This is a genomic window from Kitasatospora sp. NPDC001225 (genome assembly GCF_053597855.1).
In genome coordinates, this window is sequence record NZ_JBSFJC010000026.1 from 49,360 (window position 1) to 70,970 (window position 21,611).

A 21,611-nucleotide genomic window follows, 5' to 3' on the forward strand; every position below is an offset into this window, starting at 1 on the left:
GCTCTCCTCGGTTGGACACGGGCTGAGGTCAGGACTGCGGTCTGGGCCGGGGGCCGGGCGGACCGGCGGGCAGGTCGGCGGGTGGCAGCAGGCCGGTGCCGGCGGCCAGCAGGGCGAGGGAGCGGACCGCGAGCTCCCGTCCGGCCGCGGCCGGACGGCCCTGGTGGCCGCCGCTGTCGTGGTGGTCGAGCAGGACCGGTGCCGCCCCGGTGGAGGCCCGTCCGAGCGCCGCGCAGAGCTTCCAGGCGTGCCAGGGCGGCACCCGTGCGTCGTTCGCCCCGGTGGCGAGCAGCACCGCCGGGTAGGCCGTCCCGGGCACCACCCGGTGGTACGGGGAGTAGTCGAGCAGCGCCCGCAGCGCCCGCGGGTCGGCCGGATCGCCGTACTCCTCCGCCCAGAGCCGGCCGAGGCCGCCGACCTGGTAGCGGGCCAGGTCGGTGAGCGGGGCCACGCACACCGCGGCGGACAGCAGACCGGGCTCCCGGGTGAGCGCGGCGGCGACCACCAGCGCCCCGTTGCTGGCGGCCAGTGCGCCCAGCCCGCCGGCCGGGGCCTCGCCGTGTTCGACCAGCATCGCGGCGGCGGCCCGGAAGTCGTCCACGGTGGCGCTCTTGCCGGGGCCCCGGCCGGCGGCCGCCCAGGCGGGGCCGAGCTCGCCGCCGCCGCGCGCGTGCACCCAGGCGATCCGGCCGCCGGCCCGCAGCCAGGCCTCCATGGCCGGGTCCCAGGAGGGTTCCAGCGGGAGGCCGAAGCCCCCGTAGACGGTGAGCAGGGTCGGCGCGGGACGGCCGCGGTCCCGCGGCCCGGGGTCGCAGACCGTCACCGGGACGGGCGCGCCGTCCCGGCCGATGGCGGTGAGGGTGCGCAGCGCGGCGCGGCGCTCGGGGGGTTCGACCGGGCCGGAGCCGTCCAGGCTCCTGGTCCAGGTGCCGTACCGGGGGTCGTCGGCGAGCAGCCAGACCGACCCGCCGACCCGCCCGTGCCGGTCGTACGGGGTGGCGCCGAGGCGCAGCCGGGCGGGCCAGTGCAGTGCGGTGGCGCCGCCGCCAGGTACCTCAACCGGCGCCCCGCCGGGTTCCCCACCCGGTATACCGCCCGGCCGGTGCAGGTCGAGCCGGTGGGTGGTCCCCAGCCGGCGGAGCAGCGCCAGGCCGGGCCTCCGGCCGGGGCCGAGCACCCGCAGGGCGGTGACCGGGCCCGCCTGTGCTTCACCGGCGGCGGGCGGTTCACCGACGGCGGGCGGTTCACCGACGGCGGGCGGCGCGACCACGGCGGGCCGCCCGGTGGCGCCCCGGGCCAGCTCGTCCAGGTCCAGCGCGAGCAGCTCGTCGGCGGCGAGGAAGCAGACCGTCTCGTTCAGGTCCAGGGCGGTGACCCGCCGTCCGTCGAGGTCGAGCGGCTGCCAGTCGGGCACCGCCCGGCCGGTCCACCGGGTGGCCCACCAGCGCGCCGGGCCGGACGGCTGCGGGCGGGTGCGCAGCAGCAGGTTCCCGCCGGGACCGCCGTGGAGGGTGAGCCGGACCGGGCCGGGCACCGGCAGGGCGAGCCGACGGGCCGGGCCGCCGTCCGGGTGGCGGGCCGCCAGGGTGTGCTCGGTGCGGGTGCCGGCGGTGTACACCAGCGCCTCGCCGGTGAAGGCGAGGGTGGCGTACGGGGCCGCGTCGGGCAGGTGGTGGGGCCGGTCGCCCGGGCGGGTGGGGAGCAGGTGCAGGCCGCCGTTCTCGGCTCCGTCCCGGTGCAGTTGGACGGCGATGAACCGGCCGTGCGGCTCGGGCTGCCAGCCGGCGATCCGGTCGCCGGGGCCGACGACGCCCTCGGTGGGCGTCCGACGGGTGCCGTCGGGGTGCCGGACGGTCAGGACGTCGCCGTCCGGGCCGCGTTCGTGGCGGAAGAGCAGGCCGCCGGCCTCGGCGGGCGGGGTGGGCGTCCGGTCGGGCGTCTCCCGTTCCACCCGGTCGAGCAGGGCGGCCCAGGCGGGCTCGTCGGAGCGCTGCGGGCGGGCGGCCAGCAGGCGCCGCTGCTCGGTGAGCCAGGCCCGGGTGCGCGGGGTGTCCGCCTCCTCCAGCCAGCGGTACGGGTCCGCCGGCGTGAGGTGCAGGTCCGCCGGCACGGGGTTCGGCGCCGCCGGCCCGGGGGGCACGGCCCGGTGGTCGAGGTCAGCCATGGACGGCCTCCGCGGGGTTGTCGTTCCGTCGTTCCGGGGCACCCCCGGCCCCGGTCGGACCGGCGGCGGGCCCACCACCGGTCCGGCCCGCGGTGGCGGCCAGCCCGACCGCGGCGAGGACCACCACGACCACGGCCGCGCCGGCCACCGTGCCGGTCAGTCCGAACGCGTGGGCGCACAGGCCCGCGAGGGTCGGCCCGGCGGGCGCGACCAGTTGGGCGAGGAAGCCGATGCCGCTGTGCACCCGGCCCTGCAGACCCGGCGGGGTCACCTCCATCTGGGTGACCGCGATCAGCACGGTGACCACCGGCCCGGCGGCCGCGGCGAGGGCCAGCGGAAGGACCGCCGTCCAGTGCCCCTGGGCCAGGGTGAAGCCGGGCAGGGCGAGCGCGACCACGGCCGTGCCGAGGGCGATGCCCCGGGCGGGCGGCAGCCGCCGGGCCAGCGCCGGTGCGAGCAGCGATCCGGCCAGCCCGCCGGTGCCCAGGGCCGCGGTCAGCACCCCGATGTGCACGGCGCCCCCGCCCGAGGCCACCACCACGATCAGCAGCCCGTTGAACACCAGGTTGAGCACGGCCGCGTTGACCACCGCGTAGCGCAGGAAGGGCACCCGCCAGATGAACCGGACGCCTTCGGCCAGCGCGGCCCGGACGCCGGGCGCGGCCGGCTCGTCCCCGGGGCGCTCCCGCCTCCCCTTCGGCAGCAGTGCCACGCAGCAGACGGCCGCCAGGTAGCTGCCGGCGTCGACGGCGAACACCCAGGACGGGTGGACGGCCAGCAGCGCACCGCCGGCCACCGGGCCGGCCATCGCCGCGACGGCCGTCCTGCTCTGCAGCAGGCCGACCGCGCGGGGAAGGTGCTCGGGCCGCACGAAGCACCGCACCACCACGTTCTCGACGGGTGCCAGGGTGCTGCCCACCGCGCCGAGCAGCAGGGCGGCGACCAGCACCGCCCACAGCGGCGGCATGCCGCCGGAGGCCGACAGGGCCAGCGCGGCCAGGACGAGTGCGCCGGCCGCGTTGCCGGTCAGCAGCACCGTCCGCCGCTCGCGGCGGTCGGCGAGGACGCCGGCCGGCAGCCGGGCCAGCAGCACCCCGACGGAGAGCGCCGTACCGGCCAGTCCGGCCTGCCGGATGTCACCGCCGGCCCGCAGCGCGACCACCGGGAGGGCGATCACCGAGGCGGCGGTGCCCAGGGCCGAGGCGGACTCGCCGCCGTAGAGCAGCCAGAACGACCGCCCCAGCCCTCCGGCGGCCGCCGCGCTCACGCCGACCCCGTCGCGAACTGTCGCCGGATGCCGCGCAGCGGACGGGCCGCCAGCGCCGCCGGGACGGCGGTGGCGACCAGCACCCCGACCAGGACGCCGACCGTCCACGGCACGTCCAGGGCGGGCAGCGCCCCCTGCCCGACGGCCCGGGCCAGCGGCACCAGGCAGATCCCGGCCGTCGCCACCGCCAGGACCGTCCCGACCAGCGCCGAGGCCAGCACCTCGTACACCACGCAGCGCAGCAGCTGCCCGCGGCCGAGGCCGAGGGCCCGCAGGTGGGCGCGCTGGGAACGGCGGTCCCGCTGGGCGATGGCGCAGGTGTTGGCGAGGGCGAGCAGCGCGTACCCGCCCACCACGGCGACGATCAGCCGGGAGGCCATGTCGTCCTGCACGTTGCGCGGCCGCAGGTGGGCCAGGTAGTCGGCCCGCGTGGCGAGCCGCTGGCCGGGCCGGAGCTCCCAGGCGCCCGGGTCACCGCGGAGCAGCACCCGGTCGGCGTACGGGGCCGGGGTGTGTTCGAGGGCGAGGTCGGCGGGGAGGACGTACGAGGGGAAGGCCAGGTCCCGCTGGTAGACGGCGACGAGCCGCAGCTGCGCCTGCTGTCCGTCGGCGAGCGTGAAGGTGACGTCCTGGCCGAGCTTCCAGTGGCGCGCGGTGGCCTCGGTGCTGCCCGCGGCGAACGTGCCGGGAGCCAACTCGTCCAGCCGGCCCTGCTGTTCGCCGAGGTCCAGGGCGCTCCGCAGGGCCGCCCCGTCGACGCCCCAGGCGCGGGTGGGCTTGGGCTTGTCGTCGTAGAAGCTGGGCGGCGCGGTCACCTTGGTCGCGATCGGCGCGACGGCCGTCCCGCCGGGCAGGCCGGCGGGCCGGGCGGGCAGCTGGTGGCCCGGCTCGGCCGTCACCACCGCGTCGGCCCGCAGCGCCTGCTCGGTCTGCTGCTGCACGGCGGCCCCGATGGTGGCCCCCGAACCGAGCAGGCAGACCACGGTGCCGACGGCCAGCAGGACGGGCACCGCGATCGCGGCCGTCCGGGCGGGCGCGGCCCGCAGCCCCGCGGCGGCGATCCGGCCGGCCTTGCGGTCGAGCAGCAGCAGCACCGCGCAGCAGGGGCCGACGAGCAGCGGCACGAACCAGGGCGCGAGCACCGCGAGCGTGGGGATGACGGCCGTGGCCAGGCCCATCACCAGCGCGCCCTGGAGCACCGGCGGCAGGTCCATCACGACCATCAGGGCCACGAGCGGCCCGCAGAGCATCAGGACCATGGCGATGCCCGCCACCAGCCGGCCGACGTTGCGGCGGGGCGGGGCCAGGGCCAGCGACTGGTCCTTGAGGAGGTCGATCGGCTGGACCCGGCCGGCCGCCAGCACGCTGGCCAGCGCGGCCAGCACCGCGACCGCGCAGGTGCCGAGGCAGGCGCCGATCGCGATCGCCCAGGTCTGCCCGGCGGAGGGCAGGTCGACCGCGGCGGGGAACAGCTCGCGCTCGATCAGCAGGCGCCGGCCGAACCCGGCCACCGGGACCGTCCCGGCCACCGCGGCGACGGCGGAGGGGGCCAGCGCGACCAGCGCGACGTCCGCGACGACCAGGGCCCGCAGCCGGCCGGCCGTCACCCCGAGGGCGCGCAGCACGGCGAACTGCCCGAGCCGCTGGTTGGTCCAGAGCGCGACCGTCGACCCCGTCACCAGCACCGCCGACATCAGCAGCATCGTCAGCAGCAGGCCCAGCAGGTTCTGCGCGTCCTTGGCCGCCGCCGCGGCGGACGAACCCTCCGGGTAGGACGGGCCGCTGACCGCCGCGAGCAGCAGCAGGCAGGCGCCCACGCCGGTGGCGGTGAGCGCGCAGGCGACCGCGACACCTATGACCCGCCCCGGGTACGCCCGTACCTCGGCGACGCACAGTCGCAGCGCGCCGAGCGGTCCGCTCGGACGGGTAGTCGGTTCTGATGCCACGGCCACGGTTAACTCACCCCAAAACGGTAAACAGAATGCAGAGCCGGGGAAGGCCGCATGTGCCGCGGCCTTCCCCTCTCTGTCACCCGGTACTGCCGGACCCAGGGGGTCAGCAGCTGAACACGCTGTACGAGCTGAACGGGGCGTCGACGACGATCTCCTCGTCGAGCTCCTGAAGCGCCAGGATGTCGGCCATCACAATCACCTCCTCCTCACCGTCTCGCCGGAACGCGGCACCGGGCCACAGGGGTCAGCAGTTGAACGCGCTGTACGAACTGAACGGGGCGTCGACGACGATCTCCTCGTCGAGCTCCTGAAGCGCCAGGATGTCGGCCATCACAATCACCTCCTCCTCACCGCCTCGCCGGTACACGGCACCGGGCTGCCGGGATCAGCAGCTCCAGTAGCTGAGCGAGCTGAACGGGGCGTCGACGACGATCTCCTCGTCGAGCTCCTGAAGCGCCAGAATGTCGGCCATCACAGTCACCTCCCCTCGTCGTCTCGCCGGAACGCGGCACCAGGCCACGGACATCAGCAGCTGAACGCACTGACCGAGCTGAACGGGGCGTCGACGACGATCTCCTCGTCGAGCTCCTGAAGCGCCAGGATGTTGGCCATCACAGTCACCTCCCCTCGTCGTCTCGCCGGGACGGGGTACCGGGCTCGGCCCGCTCCGGCGTCCACCCGTGGACGGGGTGGGCGCCAGGGAGCAGGCACTGCCCGGGGCTCTTGGCGGCGGCCAGCGCCAGCAGGGCGCCGGCGGAGCCGGTGGCCAGGTCGGTGGAGAGCCGGATCAGCTGGTCCCCGTGCAGGACGCTGCCGTCCTGATGGGGGGCCAGGTGGAGGTCCACCAGCCGGAGTTGCTCCTCCGCCTCGGCCCGCCAGCGCGGCAGGCGGGCGGCGACCTGGAACAGGGTGTAGGCGAGCCCGGCGCGGCCGTTGAACAGCCCGCCCTGGACGACCACGCGGACCGCGCCGGCCCGGGCCGCGGCCTCCAGCACCCGCTCGGCGTCGAGGGCTTCGGCCTGCGCGGCGGGCAGGGCCAGGACGGCGAGCGCCACTCCGGCCGAGCCCTCCGCCAGGTACGGCAGCAGCCGGCCCGAGCTGTACGTCTGCAGCATGTCGTCGACCAGCCGGCCGTGCCGCAGGTCGCAGCGGACGGCGCGTTCGGCGGCCTCGGCCCAGGCCGTGTCGCCGGTGAGGCGGGCGCAGCGGGCGAACAGCACCGCCGGTCCGGACCAGCCGCGCAGCAGACCCGGGCGGTCCAGCAGCCCGGCCTCACCGATCCGCCCGGCGGCCTTGGCGGCCAGGGCGAGCGCCTCGTCCGTCGCTCCGGCCTCCAGCAGCAGCTGGGCGACGCCCGTCAGGCCGCCGTACAGGCCGAGCGAGGAGGGCGGCGGGCCGGCCAGCAGCCGGTCCACCACGTTCGCGGCGTCCGGGTGCCCGAGCCGGTGGAACAGCCAGCCGGCTCCGGCCAACCCGTCGTACAGCCCGACGGGCGTGTCCGCGGGGGCGCGCCGCACGGCGGCGGCGAGCCAGTCCAGCTGTTCCCCGCCCGGTGCGGCCCCGGCCAGGTGCCGGGCGAGGAGCACGCCGGAGGAACCGTACGCCAGCCCGAGCGCGCCGCCGGGGCGCAGCCCGGCCACGTCGCCGGGGTGGAGGCGGTCCTCCCGCTCCGGGGTCGCCGCCGCGTCGATGCCGCGCAGCAGGGCCGCGGCGGTGAGCTCCGCCCGGGCACCGGCCGCGGGCCGGGCCCCGAGGTGGGGGCGCAGTGCCGGGGAGAGGGCGAGCCGCCCCGTCATCCGTTCGGCGAAGCCGGCGGGCACCGTCGGGAAGCACTCCGCGACGAGGTCCAGCAGCCCGCCGACGACGGCCGGGTTGCGCCTGGTGAGCGTGGTCAGCGCGACGAAGGCGGCGAGCTGGCAGCAGCCGAGCGCGAACAGGTCGGCCTCGCGGGCGTCGGTGATCTCCGGGTCGGTGAAGCCGGGTGCCCCGAGGGTGCGTCGGCGCGGGGTGTCCAGCGGCGTCGAGAGTTCGAAGTCGATCAGGGCGACGGTGCCGTCCGGGCGGATCATGATGTTGCGGTGGTGGAGGTCCCCGAAGGCCACCCCCTCCCGGTGCAGCGCCGCGACGCACTCCTCGACCAGCGCGAGCCGGGTGACCGCGAGCCCCGCGAAGTCGGCCAGCGCCCGGGCGTCCGGCCGGTGCCGGGTGAGCGGGTACTCCCGGCCCAGCCAGGCGCTGAAGGACTCGCCGGGGATGTACTCCATCACCAGGTAGTGGTGCTCCCAGCTGGTGAAGTACTCGTACAGCTCCGGCACGAACGGCAGGTGGCCGAGCCGCTCCAGGGCGTCCCGCTCGACCAGCAGCCGGGCCACCGCGTCCGTCTCCGAGGCGTCCAGCCCGGCGTGCGGGCGGGCCTCCTTGATGACGACCTGTCGGCCGCCCTCGTCCTCGGCGAGGTAGACCCCGCCGGCGTTGGAGAAGTGCAGCGCCTTGACCACCCGGTAGCGGCCGAGGCCGGCTCCCGCGTCGTCGGCGGCCGCGGCGATCCGCGCGGCCAGGAAGTCCGGGGTGGAGGCCCACTCCGGGACGGTGAAGCGCGGGCGCCGGGCGTCCGGCACCAGCCGGCCGTCCGGGTCCTTCACCGCGGGCACCCTGGTGCCGTCCGGCAGCTCGCACCACATCAGGGCGAAGCCCCCGTAGCGCACCGATACCGGGCCCTGGTTCCACCGCAGGTCGGACAGGACGTACGGACCGGGGCGGCCGCCCAGCGCTCCCTCCAGCTCGGCGAGGACGGTCTCCAGTTCCTCGGCCGTCCTCGGGTAGACGGTGACGACCTTGCCGCTGGCGGACCGGTCGGCGTACTTGGCGTTCGTCACCGCGACCACCAGCCGGCTGCGCAGGTACTTCCAGGGCAGCCCGAGCCGGCGGCAGACGCGCCAGGCCGTCTCGATCGTCTCCTCGGCGGATTCGGGCGTGGCGCTGACGTGGACCTTCCAGCCCTGTTCCGGCAGCTGCGGGGCGCCGGAAGGCGCCAGCACCTCCCACACACCCTGGGTGCGGCCGCGCCAGCCCTCGGGCAGCGCGCCCCCGCCCGGTGTGAACCGGGAGGCCCGGTCGTCACACCGCTCCAGGGCGTCGTACCACACCGGGTCGGCTATCGCATACGACTCGTATTTCGCGTCCACTTCGCCGTCCGCCCCCTTTCGAATATCCGCTGAACCGAATTCCGGTTTCCGCCGGAACCTTCGAAGCTCCGACTCCCCGTTCCGACAGGAACCATCCTTCCCGGACTCCCCGTCATGTGACAACGGTGTTAAGCGGAAACTGAATCCGGCGCATACCAGGCGGAATCCCGGCCTTCACTTCGGGGGCGCCGAAAGCCCGTGCGATCATGACGCCATGAAGACGCGTGTCGTGATCGCCGACGACCAGGCGAGCGTCCGCCAGGGGTTCCGGCACATCCTGGCGGCCCAGCCCGACATGGAGGTCGTGGCCGAGGCCGCGGACGGCCTGGAGGCCCTGGAGGCCGTCCGCACCCTGCGGCCGGACGTCCTGCTGGTCGACATCCGGATGCCGGAGCTGGACGGGCTGGAGGTCACCCGCCGGCTGGCCGGCATCACCCCGGAGGTGAAGGTCGTGGTGGTGACCACCTTCGACCTCGACGAGTACGTGCACACCGCGCTGCGCAACGGCGCCTGCGGCTTCCTGCTCAAGCACTCGGGGCCCGCGCTGCTCGCCGAGGCGATCCGCTCGGCGGTGGTCGGCGACTCGCTGATCAGCCCGCAGATCACCACCCGCCTGCTGCACCGCTTCACCGGCCCGCGCCGGGTCGACCGCTCCCCCGTCGAGCCACTGACCAGCCGCGAGGAGGAGATCGCCGTCCTGGTCGCCGAGGGGCTGACCAACTCCGACATCGGCGCCGAGCTGTTCATCTCGCTGAGCACCGTCAAGACCCACCTGGCCAACCTCCAGCGCAAGTTGAAGGCCCGCAACCGGGTGGGCATCGCCACCTGGGCCTGGGAGTCGGGCCTGACCGAGCGCGGCTGAGCGGGCCCGCCCGCTCGGCCGCCGCCGGCCGCACCGGCCGCTCATCGCAGCGCCCGCCGACGGTCCCCGATCCACCGCGGGGCCGCGCCGCCGAGGGGCCGCCCCTCCCCGCCCGACGGGGCCTCGCCGCGCAGCAGTGCCCGACCCAGCGGGGTGACGGTGTGCAGCACGCCGTTGCCGCAGCGCCGGGTGTCGATCAGCCCGGACGCCCTCAGCACGGCGGTGTGCTGGCTGACCGCCGAGGCCGTCACTCCGAGCCGCCCCGCCAACTCGCCGGTGGTACAGCCGTCCAGCAGGGCCTGCAGGGCCGCGGCCCTGGTCCGGCCGACCAGGGCCGCCAGCGACTCCTCCCCGCCCCGGCCCGCGCTCTCCGCCGCCTCCCGCGCCCCCACGGGCACGGGGAGGCCGATCCGGTCGGGACGCATCGCGAAGAGCAGCGTCGGAGCCTCCTCGGGCTCCCCGTGCCGGGGCCGGAGCACCACCCCGGCACCCTGCAGGAAGAGCGACGGGGCCAGCCGCAACCCCCGCCCGTCGAGGGTGAGTTCGACGTCCCGCTCGGCGGGGATCTCCAGCACCGGGGCGGTCCAGCGGATCCGCGGGTGCAGCGTGCCGAGCAGCGCGTCCACCCCGCCGCGGCCGGCGATCTGGCGGCGGGCGTCCCGCTCCGCCTCCAGCCGGGACCGGACGTCCGCCCAGCAGGGCTGCAGCGCCACCCGGTGGAACTCGCGGACCGCCGCCGCGACGTCGGCCCGCTGGACCACCGATTCGGCGCCGCGACCGGACGACACGATCCGGCCATTCGCCCACACCCGCAGTACGTCCCGGAAACCACCGTTGGCTCCCGAAAGGCGCCGCAGCCGCTCGGCCAGCACCGGCTGCCGCGCCAATTGCCCGCGGACGGCCCGCTGCCAGGGGCGGAAGAACTCCCCGCCGCTCCGCCACGCCTCCAGTGCCAGCACCGCCTCCATCTCCTGGTCGACATTCCCAGCAATTCGTACACGAGCCAGATCCTCGGCGGACATCGCAATGCGAATCACAGACTGATCCCCCGATCGGGGTTCATGCATCGGGACGGCCCAGGGGAACCCCGCACCCTGATCGCCGCACCGACATCCTTGCCCGCCCGCGAGGCGCGTCGCCATCGGCCGATCGGCCCATTTGATCGTCGAGAACGCCGAAATCGGCGCCTCCGGATGTGCCGAATGGCCTGGATGGACCCGTCAGCGGGCTCGAATCAGCCCTCCGAACGGCCCCGACGGAACCACCCCGCCCGATCAGCCCCCGAGTCCCGCCACACCCTCCGTCGGCAGCACCGCGTCGACCCGCCAGCCGCCCTCCGGCCCCGGCCCGACCGTCAGCTCGCCGCCGGCCGCCTCCACCCGCTCCCGCAGGCCCGCGAGGCCGAAGCCGCCGCCCTCCCGCTCGGCCCCGCCGAGCCCGACGCCGACACCGCCCGCGCCGCCCGTGCCACCCACGCCGCCGTCCGCACCGCCGGAGCCCCCGGCCCCGTCCGGCGCCCCGTCGTCGGTGACCGTGACGCGCAACGCCGGCCGCCCGCCGCACCGGTCCGGGCCGACCTCGATCGCCACCTCCCGGGCCCCGGGCGCGTGCCGTCGGACGTTCGTCAGCGCCTCCACCACCAGCCGGTAACCGAGCCCGCTGATCGCCGCCGGCACCGCCGCCAGTTCGGCCTCCGCGGGGGCCTCCAGCCGCACCCGCGCGGAACCGCTGCGGGTGAACCGCTCGGCCAGCGCGGGCAGTTCGCTCAGGTCACGGCGCAGACTGCGCGCACCGGCTCCTCCCACCGCCGCCCGCCCCGCGCCCCGGTCGGCCGTCGCGACCGCCCCGGACCCGCGCGGCTCCGGATCGGCGTCGTCCGCCGTGAAGACCTGGACGGTCCGGTCCATGGTGACCAGTGCCTGCCGGCCGGCCGCCTCGATCCCCGCCAGCAGCTCGACCACCCGCCCCGGGTCCTTCTGGGCCAGCACCTGCGCGGCCTGGGCCAGCACCACCACCCCGGTGACGTCGTGCGCGGCGAAGTCGTGCAGGTCTCGGGCCAGGTCCAGGCGCTGCGCCCGCCGTTCGGCCACCACCGCCGCCCGCGCGCGGGTGTCCATCGAGCGCAGGTAGCGGCCGACCCCGACCACCACGCAGGCCAGCAGGGCCGAGCCCAGGCAGAGCTTGACGGTCACCACGGGCGGGGCCGGCGGCTCGGCCCAGAGGGCGATCCGCAGCGGCAGCAGCGCCACCGCCGCCACCAGCAGCGTGCCGTGGCCGAAGGCGGCGGCCGGGGACAGCCTGCGCACCGCGGGGACGACCGGCACGAGCAGCGCGACGGCCTCCAGCAGCCACCACAACTCGATGCCGCCGGACGCCGGCCCCCGGTAGCCGGCCGTCACCAGCAGCGACACCGCGCAGGCGGCCAGCACCGAGGGGCCCACCGCGCCGACCCGCCCCGGGGCCCAGAGCACCGGGAACAGCCCGGCCACCACCGCCACCGCGCCGGAGCCGACGATCAGCGGCCCCGGGTCCCCCGACCCGGCCAGCGCGGCCGCCAGCACCCCCGCCGCCGCCGTTCCGTACCCCGCCCTGCGCACCACGGTGTGCCACGACCACGTCATGGTTCGGGATCCTACGAAGCCTGACGGCCCGCCAGGACGGCTTCACCGAAGACGGACCCCGCGGACGCTTCACCGAAGGCGGGCCCGCGGACGGCTCTCACCGAAGACGGGCCCCAGCCGGTTCCGAAGAAGGCCGGCCCCCACGGGGGACCGGCCGACGGCTCACTCCTTCGGGCCCTCCGGCTCCTCGACGAAGTCGACCTTCTTGAACTGCCGGTTCATCGACTTGGCCAGGAACCAGGTCGCGACGCCGAGGGCGGCGAAGACGACGAAGCCGAGGAGGCCGGGGGTGACCTTGGCGTCGTCGACGGCGAGGTCAGCGGCGAGATTGACGAGGTTCACGGAGGCGCTCATATCTCTATGGTGGCCCGGCTCACGGGGAGCCGGGCCATCGGGGGGTGGTTCAGTCGCGCGTGTCGGCGGCCTCGGCCGCCGGCGTGGGGGTGCGCAGGCCGGCGAACAGGTCGTCCTCCGGCAGGTCGACGTCGACCAGGGTACGGGCGAGCTCGTAGTCCTCGGTGGGCCAGACCTCACGCTGGACCTCCAGCGGGACGCGGAACCACGGGCCGTCCGGGTCGATCTGGGTCGCGTGGGCGATCAGCGCGCGGTCGCGGGTCTCGAACCAGTCGCCGCAGCGGACCCGGGTGGTGATCTCGCGCTCCTTGCGGCCGCTCTTCTCCCAGCCCTCGATCCACTCGCCGTACGGCGACTCGTGGCCGTGCTCGGTGAGGTACTCGTGCAGGGCCCGGATGCGGCCCATCGGGAAGCCGTGGTTGTAGTACAGCTTCAGCGGCTGCCAGGGCTCGCCGGCCTCCGGGTAGGCGTCCGGGTCACCCGCGGCGTCGAAGGCCAGCATGGTGATCTTGTGGGTCATGATGTGGTCCGGGTGCGGGTAGCCGCCGTTCTCGTCGTAGGTCGTGATGACCTGCGGCTTGAACTCGCGGATCAGCCGGACCAGCGGCTCCGCCGCCGCCTCGACGTCCTGGAGGGCGAAGCAGCCCTCGGGCAGCGGGGGCAGCGGGTCCCCCTCGGGCAGCCCGGAGTCGACGAAGCCCAGCCAGGCCTGGTCGACGCCGAGGATCGCCCGCGCCTCGTCCATCTCCTTGCGGCGCACCTCGTGGATGTTCTCCTCGATGTACGGGTCCCCCTGGAGCTTGGGGTTGAGGACCGACCCGCGCTCGCCCCCCGTGCAGGTGGCCACCAGCACGTCCACGCCCTGCTCGACGTACATGGCCATGGTGGCCGCGCCCTTGCTGGACTCGTCGTCCGGGTGGGCGTGCACCGCCATCAGTCGCAACTGCTCAGTCAACGCCTTGCGTTCCTTCCACACTTGTCGGGCGTTCCGCGAAGTCCGGGTCTGCCCACCGTACGAACCGCTCACTCCGGGACCGCGTCGCCGCGGGGCCGGGCCGCGGATCGTCGCCGGCGCGGCCGAGCCCTGCCCCCGCCGGACCGGCCGCGGGCGTGCCCCTCCTATAGTGACGGACTGGAGGAGCGTCGCATTCCCCCGCACCACCCCGGGCGGCCCCTCCCCCAGGAGAGGACGGAGTCCGATGAGTGCAGACACCACCGCCACCGCACCGCCCGAGGGGCGCTACGGCCGTGGCGGCGACCGCGACTCGGACCGCCGCCTGAAGGTGATCGGCGCGGTCTGCGGCGTGCTGGGCCTCGGCCTGATCGCCTGGCTGGGCGGCTCCTACATGCTGCGCGAGTCGAAGATCAACGGCTCGGTGCCGACCTTCGAGGTGCTCTCCGACTCCGAGGTCCAGCTGCACCTCACCGTGCGCAAGAGCAGCGGGCAGGCCGGCAGCTGCACGGTCCGCTCGCAGGGCGACGACCACGGGGTGGTCGGGGTGGCCGACTTCCCCGTCCCGGCGGCCGGCTCCAGCTACGACGCGGTGGTCACCCTGCGCACCACCTCGCGCGGCACCACCGCCGAGCTGCTGGGCTGCACCCCCGCCAAGTAGCGCACCCCCGCCGAGTAGCGCACCCGCGCCGGGTGGCGCAGCCCGATCGAACAGCGCACCCCGAGCGCGCAACGCGCCCCGGGCGGGCGGCGCGCCCGGGCCGGACAGCGCACCCCGACCGGGGCGGCGCGCATATTCGATCCGGAGAACGGGCATCCGTAGAGGGTCCCGCACCCGGTTGCTGTACACCTCGGCGTAACGCCGCCGTCAATGGCGCGCAAACGCCCCTCCCGCTTGTCAGCAGGACTTGTTAGGCTCGTGGTTTCGCCCCTTCCGCACCGGATGGTACGGGAGCGGGCGTTGCTTTGTAGTTGAGACCGATATCACCACCGACCCCTGCTGACGACTCACACCCTCAGCACAGCCCCAGCACCTACGAGGAGCACCCGTGACCCAGACCAGTGAGAACGTGACCTGGCTCACTCAGGCCGGCTACGACCAGCTCAAGGCCGAGCTGGACCACCTGACCGGGCCCTGGCGCATCGAGATCGCCCAGAAGATCGAGGCGGCGCGCGAGGAGGGGGACCTCAAGGAGAACGCCGGCTACCACGCGGCGAAGGAGGAGCAGGGCAAGTACGAGCTGCGGATCCGTCAGCTCACCCAGCTGCTGGAGCGCGCCAAGGTCGGCGAGGCGCCGGCCGACTCGGGCATGGTGGCCCCGGGCATGGTCGTCACGGTCGCCTTCGACGGCGACGAGGACGACCTCATGGAGTTCCTGCTCGCCTCCCGCGAGGTCGCGGGCTCGGACGAGCTGGACGTCTACTCGCCGCAGTCCCCGCTGGGCCGCGCGATCGACGGCAAGCGGATCGGTGACGAGGCCACCTACGAGCTGCCGAACGGCAAGCCGGCCATGGTGAAGATCGTCAAGGTCGTGCCGCACGCCGGCTGATCCGGCCGCGCCACGACACGGGGGCGGCCGCGGGAGTCAGGGACTTCCGCGGCCGCCCTCCGGCGTTCCGGGCGGGGCCGGGCACGGGACCCGATCAGCTCCGGGGCCCGATCAACCCAGGAGCCCGATCAGCCCCGGGACCCGGTCAGGCGGTGGAGGAGCGGTACTTGCGCACCGCCAGCCAGGAGAACACCGCGGTGATCACGATCGACCACAGCACCGACACCAGCGCCGCGTGCTGCATCGGCCAGGCGCTGTCCACCGGCCCGACCTGGTTGCCGAACAGCACCCGGCAGGCCTGCACGGTGGCGCTGAACGGGTTCCAGTACGCGATCCCCTGGAGCCAGCCCGGCATCGAGGTGACCGGCACGAAGGCGTTGGACACGAAGGTCAGCGGGAACAGCCAGATCAGCCCGGCCGAGGTGGCCGCCTCGGGGCTGCGCACCGACAGACCGATCAGCGCGCCGATCCAGGAGAAGGCGTAGCCGAGCAGGAGCAGCAGGCCGAAGGCGCCGAGCGCCTTGAGCACGCCCTCGTGGATCCGCCAGCCGACCAGCAGCGCGACCACCGCCAGCACGACCAGGGTGAACGCGGTCTGGCACAGGTCCGCGAGGGTGCGGCCGACGAGCACCGCGGAGCGGGCCATCGGCAGCGAGCGGAACCGGTCCACCAGCCCCTTGCTCATGTCCTCCGCGATGCCCGCCGAGGCGCCGGCGACGGCGAAGGTGACGGTCTGGGCGAAGATTCCGGCCATCAGGTACTGGATGTACGTGTCCGAGCTGGAGTCGGTGCCGGGGATCTTGATCGCCCCGCCCATCACGTACGAGAACAGCAGCACGAACATGACCGGCTGCATCAGCCCGAAGACCACGATCTCCGGGATGCGGGTCATCCGGCGCAGGTTGCGCTTGGCGACCACCCAGGAGTCGTGCAGGGAGGCGGCTATCCCCCGGCGCTGCCTGGGTATCGCCGGTCCGATGGCGTGCTCGGTGGCGGTGGTCATCTCAGCTCTCCTTCCCGGCCGCGACGGCCCGCTTGTCCGGCCCCGGGCCGCCCGGGCCGTCCGGGCCGCCCTTCCCCCTGCCCCGGCCGCGCGCCTTGGCGTCGGCGCCGTCCTCCTCCTCGGGCCGCTCCTCGGCGACGTGGCCGGTGAGGGTGAGGAAGACGTCGTCCAGGGTCGGGCGGCGCAGCCCGATGTCGTCCATCTCGATCCCGCGGGAGTCGAGTTCGCGGATCGCGTCGGCGAGCACCCGGGCGCCGCCGCTGACCGGCACGGTGATCCGGCGGGTGTTCTTCTCCACCGTCGGCTCGCTCAGCGCGTAGCGGGACAGCGCGGCGACCGCGTCGCCGACCAGGCCGGGCTCGTGCACCACGACCACGATCCGCTCGCCGCCGATCTGCGCCTTGAGCTGGTCGGCGGTGCCGCGGGCGATCACCCGGCCGTGGTTGACCACCGCGATGTCGTGGGCGAGCCGGTCGGCCTCCTCCAGGTACTGGGTGGTGAGCAGCAGCGTGGTGCCCTGCTCGACCAGCGTCTCGATGACCTCCCAGAGCGCGAGCCGGTTGCGCGGGTCGAGGCCGGTGGTCGGCTCGTCCAGGAACATCACCGGCGGGCGGACGACCAGCGCGGCGGCGAGGTCCAGGCGCCGGCGCATGCCGCCGGAGTAGGTCTTGGCGGTGCGGTCCTTGGCCTCGGTGAGGCTGAACCACTCCAGCAGCTCCAGCGCGCGGGCCTTCGCGGCGCGGTTGCTCATCTGGTACAGCTCGCCGACCATGGTGAGGTTCTCGAAGCCGGTCAGGTACTCGTCGACCGCCGCGTACTGGCCGGACAGGCCGATCAGGCTGCGGACCTGGTTGGGGTGCTTGAGCACGTCGACCCCGGCGACCACCGCGCGGCCGGAGTCGGGGCGGAGCAGGGTGGTGAGGACCCGCACGGTGGTGGTCTTCCCGGCGCCGTTCGGGCCGAGCAGCCCGAGCACCGTTCCCTCGGGGACGTCGAGGCTGACGCCGTCCAGGGCTCGTACGTCGCCGAAGGTCTTCACCAGGTTCTCGGCTTGGATGGCTGGCGCCATGGCCTTGCCTCATCTCCTCGGACGTATGGGGCGATCTGTCCCACTTTGCCCCGAATTTGGGCACACAGGCGACTCGATTCTCGGCCCGTGGGACTCGAACGCGATGTATCGCGAGTCTCCCAGCACGCGATATATCGCGTCAAGGGCGGGAGCTCAGCCGGCGACCACCACGTACCCCGCGTCCCGCAACTCCCCGACCACCAGCGCGCAGTGCTCCGGCCCCTTGGTCTCCAGGTGCAGGTCCACCTCGACCTCGGTCAGCCCCAGCCGCGGGTCGGTCCGCACGTGCGCCACGTCCAGCACGTTGGCGTCCACCCTGGTCAGCACGCCCAACAGGTCCGCCAGCGCGCCCGGCTTGTCCGCCAGCCGCACCCGCAGCGACAGGTAGCGCCCGGCCGCCGCCAGCCCGTGCCGCAGCACCCGCTGCATCAGCTGCGGGTCGATGTTGCCGCCGGACAGCACCGCCACCACCGGCCCCTCGAAGGAGTCCGGCCGCTCCAGCAGCGCCGCGATCGGGGCCGCCCCGGCCGGCTCGACCACCAGCTTCAGCCGCTCCAGCCCGAGCAGCAGCGCCCGCGACAGCGCGTCCTCGGAGACCGTCCGGACGCCGTCCGCCAGCGTGTTGACCACCTCGAACGGGATGTCGCCGGGGCGCCCGACCATGATCCCGTCCGCCATGGTGGCGAAGTGCTCCAGCGACACCGGGCGCCCCGCCGCCAGCGAGGGCGGGTACGCGGCGGCGCCGGCCGCCTGCACCCCGACCACCCGCACGTCCGGCCGCAGCGGCTTGACCGCCGCCGCGATCCCGGCCAGCAGCCCGCCGCCGCCCACCCCGACCAGGATGGTCCGCACCTCCGGGCACTGCTCCAGGATCTCCAGCCCGACGGTCGCCTGGCCGGTGACCACGTCCCAGTGGTCGAAGGGGTGGATGAACACCGCGCCGGTCGCCTCCGCGTACCGCTGCGCGGCCTGCAGGGCCTCGTCCACGGTGGCCCCGTGCAGCCGCACCTCGGCGCCGTACTCCCGGGTGGCCGCGACCTTCGGCAGCGGCGCCGCGACCGGCATGAACACCGTGGAGCGCACGCCCAGCAGCGCGGCCGCCAGCGCCACCCCCTGGGCGTGGTTCCCCGCGCTCGCCGCCACCACCCCGCCGGCCCGCTGCACCGGCGAGAGTCCCGCGATCCGCACGTACGCCCCGCGCAGCTTGAAGGACCCGGTGCGCTGGAGGTTCTCGCACTTCAGGTGGACCGGCGCGCCGATCAGCCCGGAGAGGTGCCGGCTGCCCTCCATCGGGGTCACCCGGGCGACCCCGGCGAGCATCTTCTGGGCGCCGCGGACGTCGTCGAGGGTGATCGGCCAGGTGTGCATGGCGCCAGGGTACGGGGACGGGGAGAGGCAATCCGGCATGCCGGGCCTGTTCCCGGGCCCGCCCGGCCCGCGTACGCTGCTGCTTCTGAGTCTCTCTCACCGCACGACGATCGTGAGCCGCGATGACGACGACCTCGCCCCAGGCCACCGACCGCACCGACCCCGTGCACACCCAACTCCAGTACCAGCTCGCGGTGTTCGCGCGCCGAATGGAACAGGTCCGGACCTCCGGCGGCGGCGGGGTCGGGGTGCTGGACCGGGCCGCCTATCTGCTGCTCGACCGGCTGGAGCGGCACGGGCCGGCCAACGTCAAGGCGCTGGCCGAGGCGCTGGGCGTGGACTCCTCCACGGTGACCCGCCAGGTCGCCCCGCTGGTCGCGGCCGGGCTGGTCGGCCGGGTGCAGGACCCGGCCGACCGCCGTGCCGTACGGCTCGCGCTCACCTCGCACGGCGTCGGCCGGCTCACCGAAGTCCGGGACGGCCGGGCCGAGTTGACCCGCCGCCTGGTGGCCGGCTGGCCGCCGGAGGAACAGCGCGCGTTCTGCGCCCTGCTGGCCCGCTTCAACCTCGCGATGGAGTCGTACACGGCGGACCAGCAGGGGCAGTGAGGGGCCTCAGGCCCCCAACCGGCTCAGCCCAGCGCCTGCTTGAGGTCGGCCAGCAGGTCGTCGATCGACTCGATGCCGACCGAGACGCGCACCAGGTCGGACGGCACCTCCAGCGCCGAACCGGCCACCGAGGCGTGGGTCATCCGGCCCGGGTGCTCGATCAGCGACTCGACGCCGCCGAGCGACTCGCCGAGGGTGAACAGCTGCGCGCGGTTGCAGACCTCGACGGCCGCCTCCTCGCCGCCGGCGACCCGGAACGAGACCATGCCGCCGAAGGCCTTCATCTGCTTGGCCGCGATGTCGTGGCCGGGGTGCTCGGGCAGGCCCGGGTAGAGCACCTGGCTGACCTTCGGGTGGCCCGCCAGCAGCTCGGCGACCTTCTCCGCGTTGGCGCTGTGCCGGTCCATCCGGACACCCAGCGTCTTGATGCCGCGCAGCACCAGCCAGGCGTCGAACGGGCCGGAGACGGCGCCCATCGCGTTCTGGTGGTACGCGACCTCCTCGCCGAGGCCCGCCTCGGCCAGCACCAGCGCACCGCCGACCACGTCCGAATGGCCGCCCATGTACTTGGTGGTGGAGTGCACGACCGCGTCCGCGCCGAGCGCGATCGGCTGCTGGAGGTACGGGCTGGCGAAGGTGTTGTCGACCACCAGCAGCGCGCCGGCGCCGTGCGCGATCTCGGCGAGCGCGGCCAGGTCGGTGATGCCCAGCAGCGGGTTGGACGGGGTCTCCACCCACACCGCGCGGGTGTTGGGGCGCAGCGCCTCGCGGACGGTGGCCAGGTCCTGGGTGTTGGCGACGGAGAACTCGACGCCCCAGCGGGTCAGCACCTTGGCGAACAGCCGGAAGGTGCCGCCGTAGGCGTCGTTGGGGATGACGATGTGGTCGCCCGGCTTGAGGATGGTCCGCAGCAGGGTGTCCTCGGCGGCCAGGCCGGAGGCGAAGGCGAGGCCGCGGGCGCCGCCCTCCAGTGCCGCGAGGCACTCCTCCAGCGCGGTGCGGGTCGGGTTGGCGCTGCGGCTGTACTCGTAGCCGCCCCGCAGGCCGCCCACCCCGTCCTGCTTGTAGGTGGACACCTGGTAGATCGGCGTGACGACAGCCCCGGTCTGGGGGTCTGCTTCCTGACCCGCGTGGATGGCGAGAGTCTCGAAGCCCTGAGGAAGCTGGTGCTCGGTCATGGGTCCGAGCCTAGTGTGCGAATGCCGCCAAGCCCGCACGAACCGGGAACCGGGACGAACCCGCAGGTCGGAGCGGGGGCACGGCGGGCCGGAACCCCGGTGCGCCGAACCCCCGGGGCCGCCGCGACCTCCACCGGTCGCACACGTGTTCACCATGCGAAAACCGCGCGGCGGGCCTTCCCGGCCCCCGCCCGGAACGGACGGCCGCTCCCGGAATCCGGGAGCGGCCGTCCGCGTTGGACACTGCGCCAGGTTTCCCGACCCGCTGGAGCAGGCCGTGCTGTTCAACCGCCACAAGACCTCGCTGGTCCCCGCCGACCAGGCGCTGCCCGGCCGGCCCACCCCGGCCTTCACCCTGACCGAGCCGCACACCGTGCTCGGGCACCCGCTGTCCGGCCCGTACCCGGAGGGGCTGGAGGTGGCCGACTTCGGGCTGGGCTGCTTCTGGGGCGCCGAGCGCGCCTTCTGGCGGCTGCCCGGCGTCTGGACGACGCTGGTCGGCTACCAGGGCGGCCACACCCCGAACCCGACGTACGAGGAGGTGTGCAGCGGGCTGACCGGGCACACCGAGGCGGTCCGGGTGGTGTACGACCCGGCGGTGATCCCGTACGAGCGGCTGCTGAAGACCTTCTGGGAGGCGCACGACCCGACCCAGGGCAACCGCCAGGGCAACGACGTGGGCACCCAGTACCGCTCCGCCGTCTACACCCACTCCCCCGCCCAGGCCGAGGCCGCGGTGGCCACCCGGGACGCCTTCCAGCCCTCGCTGACCGCGCTCGGTTACGGCCCGGTCACCACCGAGATCGCCCCGGCCGGCCCGTTCTTCCCGGCCGAGCCGTACCACCAGCAGTACCTGTCGGAGGCCAAGAACCCCAACGGCTACTGCGGTCTCGGCGGTACCGGCGCCTCCTGCCCGATCGGCGTGGCCCGCACCCGGGACTGACCTCCCGCCCCGGGCCGCCCCTCGGACCGCCCCGGCCCGCCCGGCCCCGCCCCGGGATCGACCACCCAACGTGACCGATCCCCGATCCGGGCGCAGACTGGAAGGGCCAGCAGGGCCGGCCCGGCCACCCACTGGCGGCCGGGCGGTCCTCGCGGGAGAGGAGTGCGCCATGTCCGGTCTCTACCAGCGGAACTTCGACGATCCCGAGGAAGTCCGCCCCTTCGAGGAGGGCACGGGGGAACTGCGGCTGGTCAACCTGGACGGCGGCCCGGTGGGCCGGGCCGTGTTCGAACCGGGTTGGCAGTGGTCCAAGCACGTGAAGCCGATCGCCGGGACCGAGAGCTGCCAGGCCGCCCACGCCGGGTACGTGCTCTCCGGCCGGATGAGGATCGTCATGGACGGCGGCCAGGAGGCCGAAGTGGGCCCCGGCGACTTCATGCTCTGCCCGCCCGGGCACGACGCCTGGACCGTCGGTGACGAGCCCTGCGTGATCGTCGACTGGCAGGGCTTCGCGGACTACGCGAAGCGGTGAGCG

The 21,611-nt window shown here is 74.8% G+C and carries 20 protein-coding genes; 6 read left to right on the top strand and 14 right to left on the bottom strand.

Going from position 1 to position 21,611, the window contains the following annotated elements; all coding sequences use genetic code 11:
• Nucleotides 1–28: 28 nt before the first annotated feature.
• From ACWDCZ_RS11835 to lanKC, 6 genes are all read right to left on the bottom strand, one after another.
• Entirely contained in the window at nucleotides 29–2,164 is a 2,136-nt protein-coding gene (locus ACWDCZ_RS11835; protein WP_449815855.1) for a prolyl oligopeptidase family serine peptidase, read from the bottom strand.
• Nucleotides 2,157–3,431, bottom strand: coding sequence for an MFS transporter (locus tag ACWDCZ_RS11840; protein ID WP_049659081.1), 1,275 nt, complete (start codon nucleotides 3,429–3,431; stop codon nucleotides 2,157–2,159). The genes ACWDCZ_RS11835 and ACWDCZ_RS11840 overlap by 8 nt, the downstream gene beginning before the upstream one ends.
• Nucleotides 3,428–5,377 carry an FtsX-like permease family protein gene (locus ACWDCZ_RS11845; RefSeq protein ID WP_449815856.1) on the bottom strand — a complete coding sequence of 650 codons (1,950 nt, stop codon included), beginning with the start codon at nucleotides 5,375–5,377 and terminating at the stop codon, nucleotides 3,428–3,430. The genes ACWDCZ_RS11840 and ACWDCZ_RS11845 overlap by 4 nt, the downstream gene beginning before the upstream one ends.
• Before the next feature lie 391 nt (nucleotides 5,378–5,768).
• A complete protein-coding gene (locus tag ACWDCZ_RS11850) occupies nucleotides 5,769–5,858 on the bottom strand; it encodes a class III lanthipeptide (RefSeq protein ID WP_198959315.1) in 90 nt (29 codons plus the stop codon).
• A 50-nt stretch (nucleotides 5,859–5,908) separates the two neighbouring features.
• Nucleotides 5,909–5,998 carry a class III lanthipeptide gene (locus ACWDCZ_RS11855; RefSeq protein WP_220450056.1) on the bottom strand — a complete coding sequence of 30 codons (90 nt, stop codon included), beginning with the start codon at nucleotides 5,996–5,998 and terminating at the stop codon, nucleotides 5,909–5,911.
• Nucleotides 5,999–6,000: 2 nt separating this feature from the next.
• The gene (gene lanKC / locus ACWDCZ_RS11860) at nucleotides 6,001–8,568 is read right to left on the bottom strand and encodes a class III lanthionine synthetase LanKC (protein ID WP_449815857.1); all 2,568 of its coding nucleotides are present in this window, start codon (nucleotides 8,566–8,568) and stop codon (nucleotides 6,001–6,003) included.
• 214 nt (nucleotides 8,569–8,782) lie between these two features.
• On the opposite strand from lanKC, the gene ACWDCZ_RS11865 reads away from it, so the two are divergent.
• Nucleotides 8,783–9,430: a response regulator gene (locus ACWDCZ_RS11865; protein WP_049659617.1), complete on the top strand. Its 648-nt coding sequence runs from the start codon at nucleotides 8,783–8,785 to the stop codon at nucleotides 9,428–9,430.
• 41 nt (nucleotides 9,431–9,471) lie between these two features.
• Here the strand turns inward: ACWDCZ_RS11865 and ACWDCZ_RS11870 are convergent, their stop codons facing one another.
• From ACWDCZ_RS11870 to mca, 4 genes are all read right to left on the bottom strand, one after another.
• A complete protein-coding gene (locus tag ACWDCZ_RS11870) occupies nucleotides 9,472–10,389 on the bottom strand; it encodes an ArsR/SmtB family transcription factor (protein WP_380743408.1) in 918 nt (305 codons plus the stop codon).
• 315 nt (nucleotides 10,390–10,704) lie between these two features.
• On the bottom strand, nucleotides 10,705–12,051 hold the full coding sequence (locus ACWDCZ_RS11875; RefSeq protein WP_449815858.1) for a sensor histidine kinase: 1,347 nt from the start codon (nucleotides 12,049–12,051) through the stop codon (nucleotides 10,705–10,707).
• Nucleotides 12,052–12,213: 162 nt separating this feature from the next.
• Entirely contained in the window at nucleotides 12,214–12,405 is a 192-nt protein-coding gene (locus tag ACWDCZ_RS11880) for a hypothetical protein (protein WP_049654716.1), read from the bottom strand.
• A gap of 49 nt (nucleotides 12,406–12,454) precedes the next feature.
• Nucleotides 12,455–13,360 (bottom strand): mycothiol conjugate amidase Mca, encoded by a 906-nt coding sequence (gene mca, locus ACWDCZ_RS11885; protein ID WP_449812158.1) that lies wholly within the window; start codon nucleotides 13,358–13,360, stop codon nucleotides 12,455–12,457.
• Nucleotides 13,361–13,604: 244 nt separating this feature from the next.
• Here mca and ACWDCZ_RS11890 point away from each other — a divergent pair, with 244 nt between their 5' ends.
• A complete protein-coding gene (locus ACWDCZ_RS11890) occupies nucleotides 13,605–14,018 on the top strand; it encodes a DUF4307 domain-containing protein (RefSeq protein WP_049654714.1) in 414 nt (137 codons plus the stop codon).
• 388 nt (nucleotides 14,019–14,406) lie between these two features.
• Nucleotides 14,407–14,907, top strand: coding sequence for a transcription elongation factor GreA (greA, locus tag ACWDCZ_RS11895; protein ID WP_049654713.1), 501 nt, complete (start codon nucleotides 14,407–14,409; stop codon nucleotides 14,905–14,907).
• 145 nt (nucleotides 14,908–15,052) lie between these two features.
• Here the strand turns inward: greA and ACWDCZ_RS11900 are convergent, their stop codons facing one another.
• From ACWDCZ_RS11900 to ilvA, 3 genes are all read right to left on the bottom strand, one after another.
• Nucleotides 15,053–15,910: an ABC transporter permease gene (locus tag ACWDCZ_RS11900; RefSeq protein WP_049654712.1), complete on the bottom strand. Its 858-nt coding sequence runs from the start codon at nucleotides 15,908–15,910 to the stop codon at nucleotides 15,053–15,055.
• A gap of 1 nt (nucleotide 15,911) precedes the next feature.
• Complete coding sequence (locus ACWDCZ_RS11905; protein ID WP_079271856.1) at nucleotides 15,912–16,979, bottom strand: ATP-binding cassette domain-containing protein; 1,068 nt, start codon at nucleotides 16,977–16,979, stop codon at nucleotides 15,912–15,914.
• A gap of 153 nt (nucleotides 16,980–17,132) precedes the next feature.
• Entirely contained in the window at nucleotides 17,133–18,347 is a 1,215-nt protein-coding gene (ilvA, locus tag ACWDCZ_RS11910; RefSeq protein WP_049654709.1) for a threonine ammonia-lyase, read from the bottom strand.
• Nucleotides 18,348–18,469: 122 nt separating this feature from the next.
• Here ilvA and ACWDCZ_RS11915 point away from each other — a divergent pair, with 122 nt between their 5' ends.
• Nucleotides 18,470–18,955, top strand: coding sequence for a MarR family winged helix-turn-helix transcriptional regulator (locus ACWDCZ_RS11915; protein WP_049654708.1), 486 nt, complete (start codon nucleotides 18,470–18,472; stop codon nucleotides 18,953–18,955).
• Nucleotides 18,956–18,978: 23 nt separating this feature from the next.
• Here the strand turns inward: ACWDCZ_RS11915 and ACWDCZ_RS11920 are convergent, their stop codons facing one another.
• On the bottom strand, nucleotides 18,979–20,133 hold the full coding sequence (locus tag ACWDCZ_RS11920) for a cystathionine gamma-synthase (RefSeq protein ID WP_449815859.1): 1,155 nt from the start codon (nucleotides 20,131–20,133) through the stop codon (nucleotides 18,979–18,981).
• Nucleotides 20,134–20,410: 277 nt separating this feature from the next.
• Here ACWDCZ_RS11920 and msrA point away from each other — a divergent pair, with 277 nt between their 5' ends.
• Nucleotides 20,411–21,076, top strand: a complete 666-nt coding sequence (msrA, locus tag ACWDCZ_RS11925) for a peptide-methionine (S)-S-oxide reductase MsrA (protein ID WP_049654705.1) — start codon at nucleotides 20,411–20,413, stop codon at nucleotides 21,074–21,076.
• Between the two features lie 169 nt (nucleotides 21,077–21,245).
• Nucleotides 21,246–21,608, top strand: coding sequence for a cupin domain-containing protein (locus tag ACWDCZ_RS11930; protein ID WP_049654704.1), 363 nt, complete (start codon nucleotides 21,246–21,248; stop codon nucleotides 21,606–21,608).
• Nucleotides 21,609–21,611 lie beyond the last annotated feature (3 nt).

Excerpts from the sequence above, each read along its gene's own strand:
- ACWDCZ_RS11835 (WP_449815855.1), bottom strand. The coding sequence starts at position 2,164 with ATGGCTGACCTCGACCACCGGGCCGTGCCCCCCGGGCCGGCGGCGCCG.
- ACWDCZ_RS11865 (WP_049659617.1), top strand. The coding sequence starts at position 8,783 with ATGAAGACGCGTGTCGTGATCGCCGACGACCAGGCGAGCGTCCGCCAG.
- ACWDCZ_RS11875 (WP_449815858.1), bottom strand. The coding sequence starts at position 12,051 with ATGACGTGGTCGTGGCACACCGTGGTGCGCAGGGCGGGGTACGGAACG.
- ACWDCZ_RS11880 (WP_049654716.1), bottom strand. The coding sequence starts at position 12,405 with ATGAGCGCCTCCGTGAACCTCGTCAATCTCGCCGCTGACCTCGCCGTC.
- ACWDCZ_RS11890 (WP_049654714.1), top strand. The coding sequence starts at position 13,605 with ATGAGTGCAGACACCACCGCCACCGCACCGCCCGAGGGGCGCTACGGC.
- ACWDCZ_RS11900 (WP_049654712.1), bottom strand. The coding sequence starts at position 15,910 with ATGACCACCGCCACCGAGCACGCCATCGGACCGGCGATACCCAGGCAG.
- ACWDCZ_RS11905 (WP_079271856.1), bottom strand. The coding sequence starts at position 16,979 with ATGGCGCCAGCCATCCAAGCCGAGAACCTGGTGAAGACCTTCGGCGAC.
- ilvA (WP_049654709.1), bottom strand. The coding sequence starts at position 18,347 with ATGCACACCTGGCCGATCACCCTCGACGACGTCCGCGGCGCCCAGAAG.
- ACWDCZ_RS11915 (WP_049654708.1), top strand. The coding sequence starts at position 18,470 with ATGACGACGACCTCGCCCCAGGCCACCGACCGCACCGACCCCGTGCAC.
- ACWDCZ_RS11920 (WP_449815859.1), bottom strand. The coding sequence starts at position 20,133 with ATGACCGAGCACCAGCTTCCTCAGGGCTTCGAGACTCTCGCCATCCAC.
- ACWDCZ_RS11930 (WP_049654704.1), top strand. The coding sequence starts at position 21,246 with ATGTCCGGTCTCTACCAGCGGAACTTCGACGATCCCGAGGAAGTCCGC.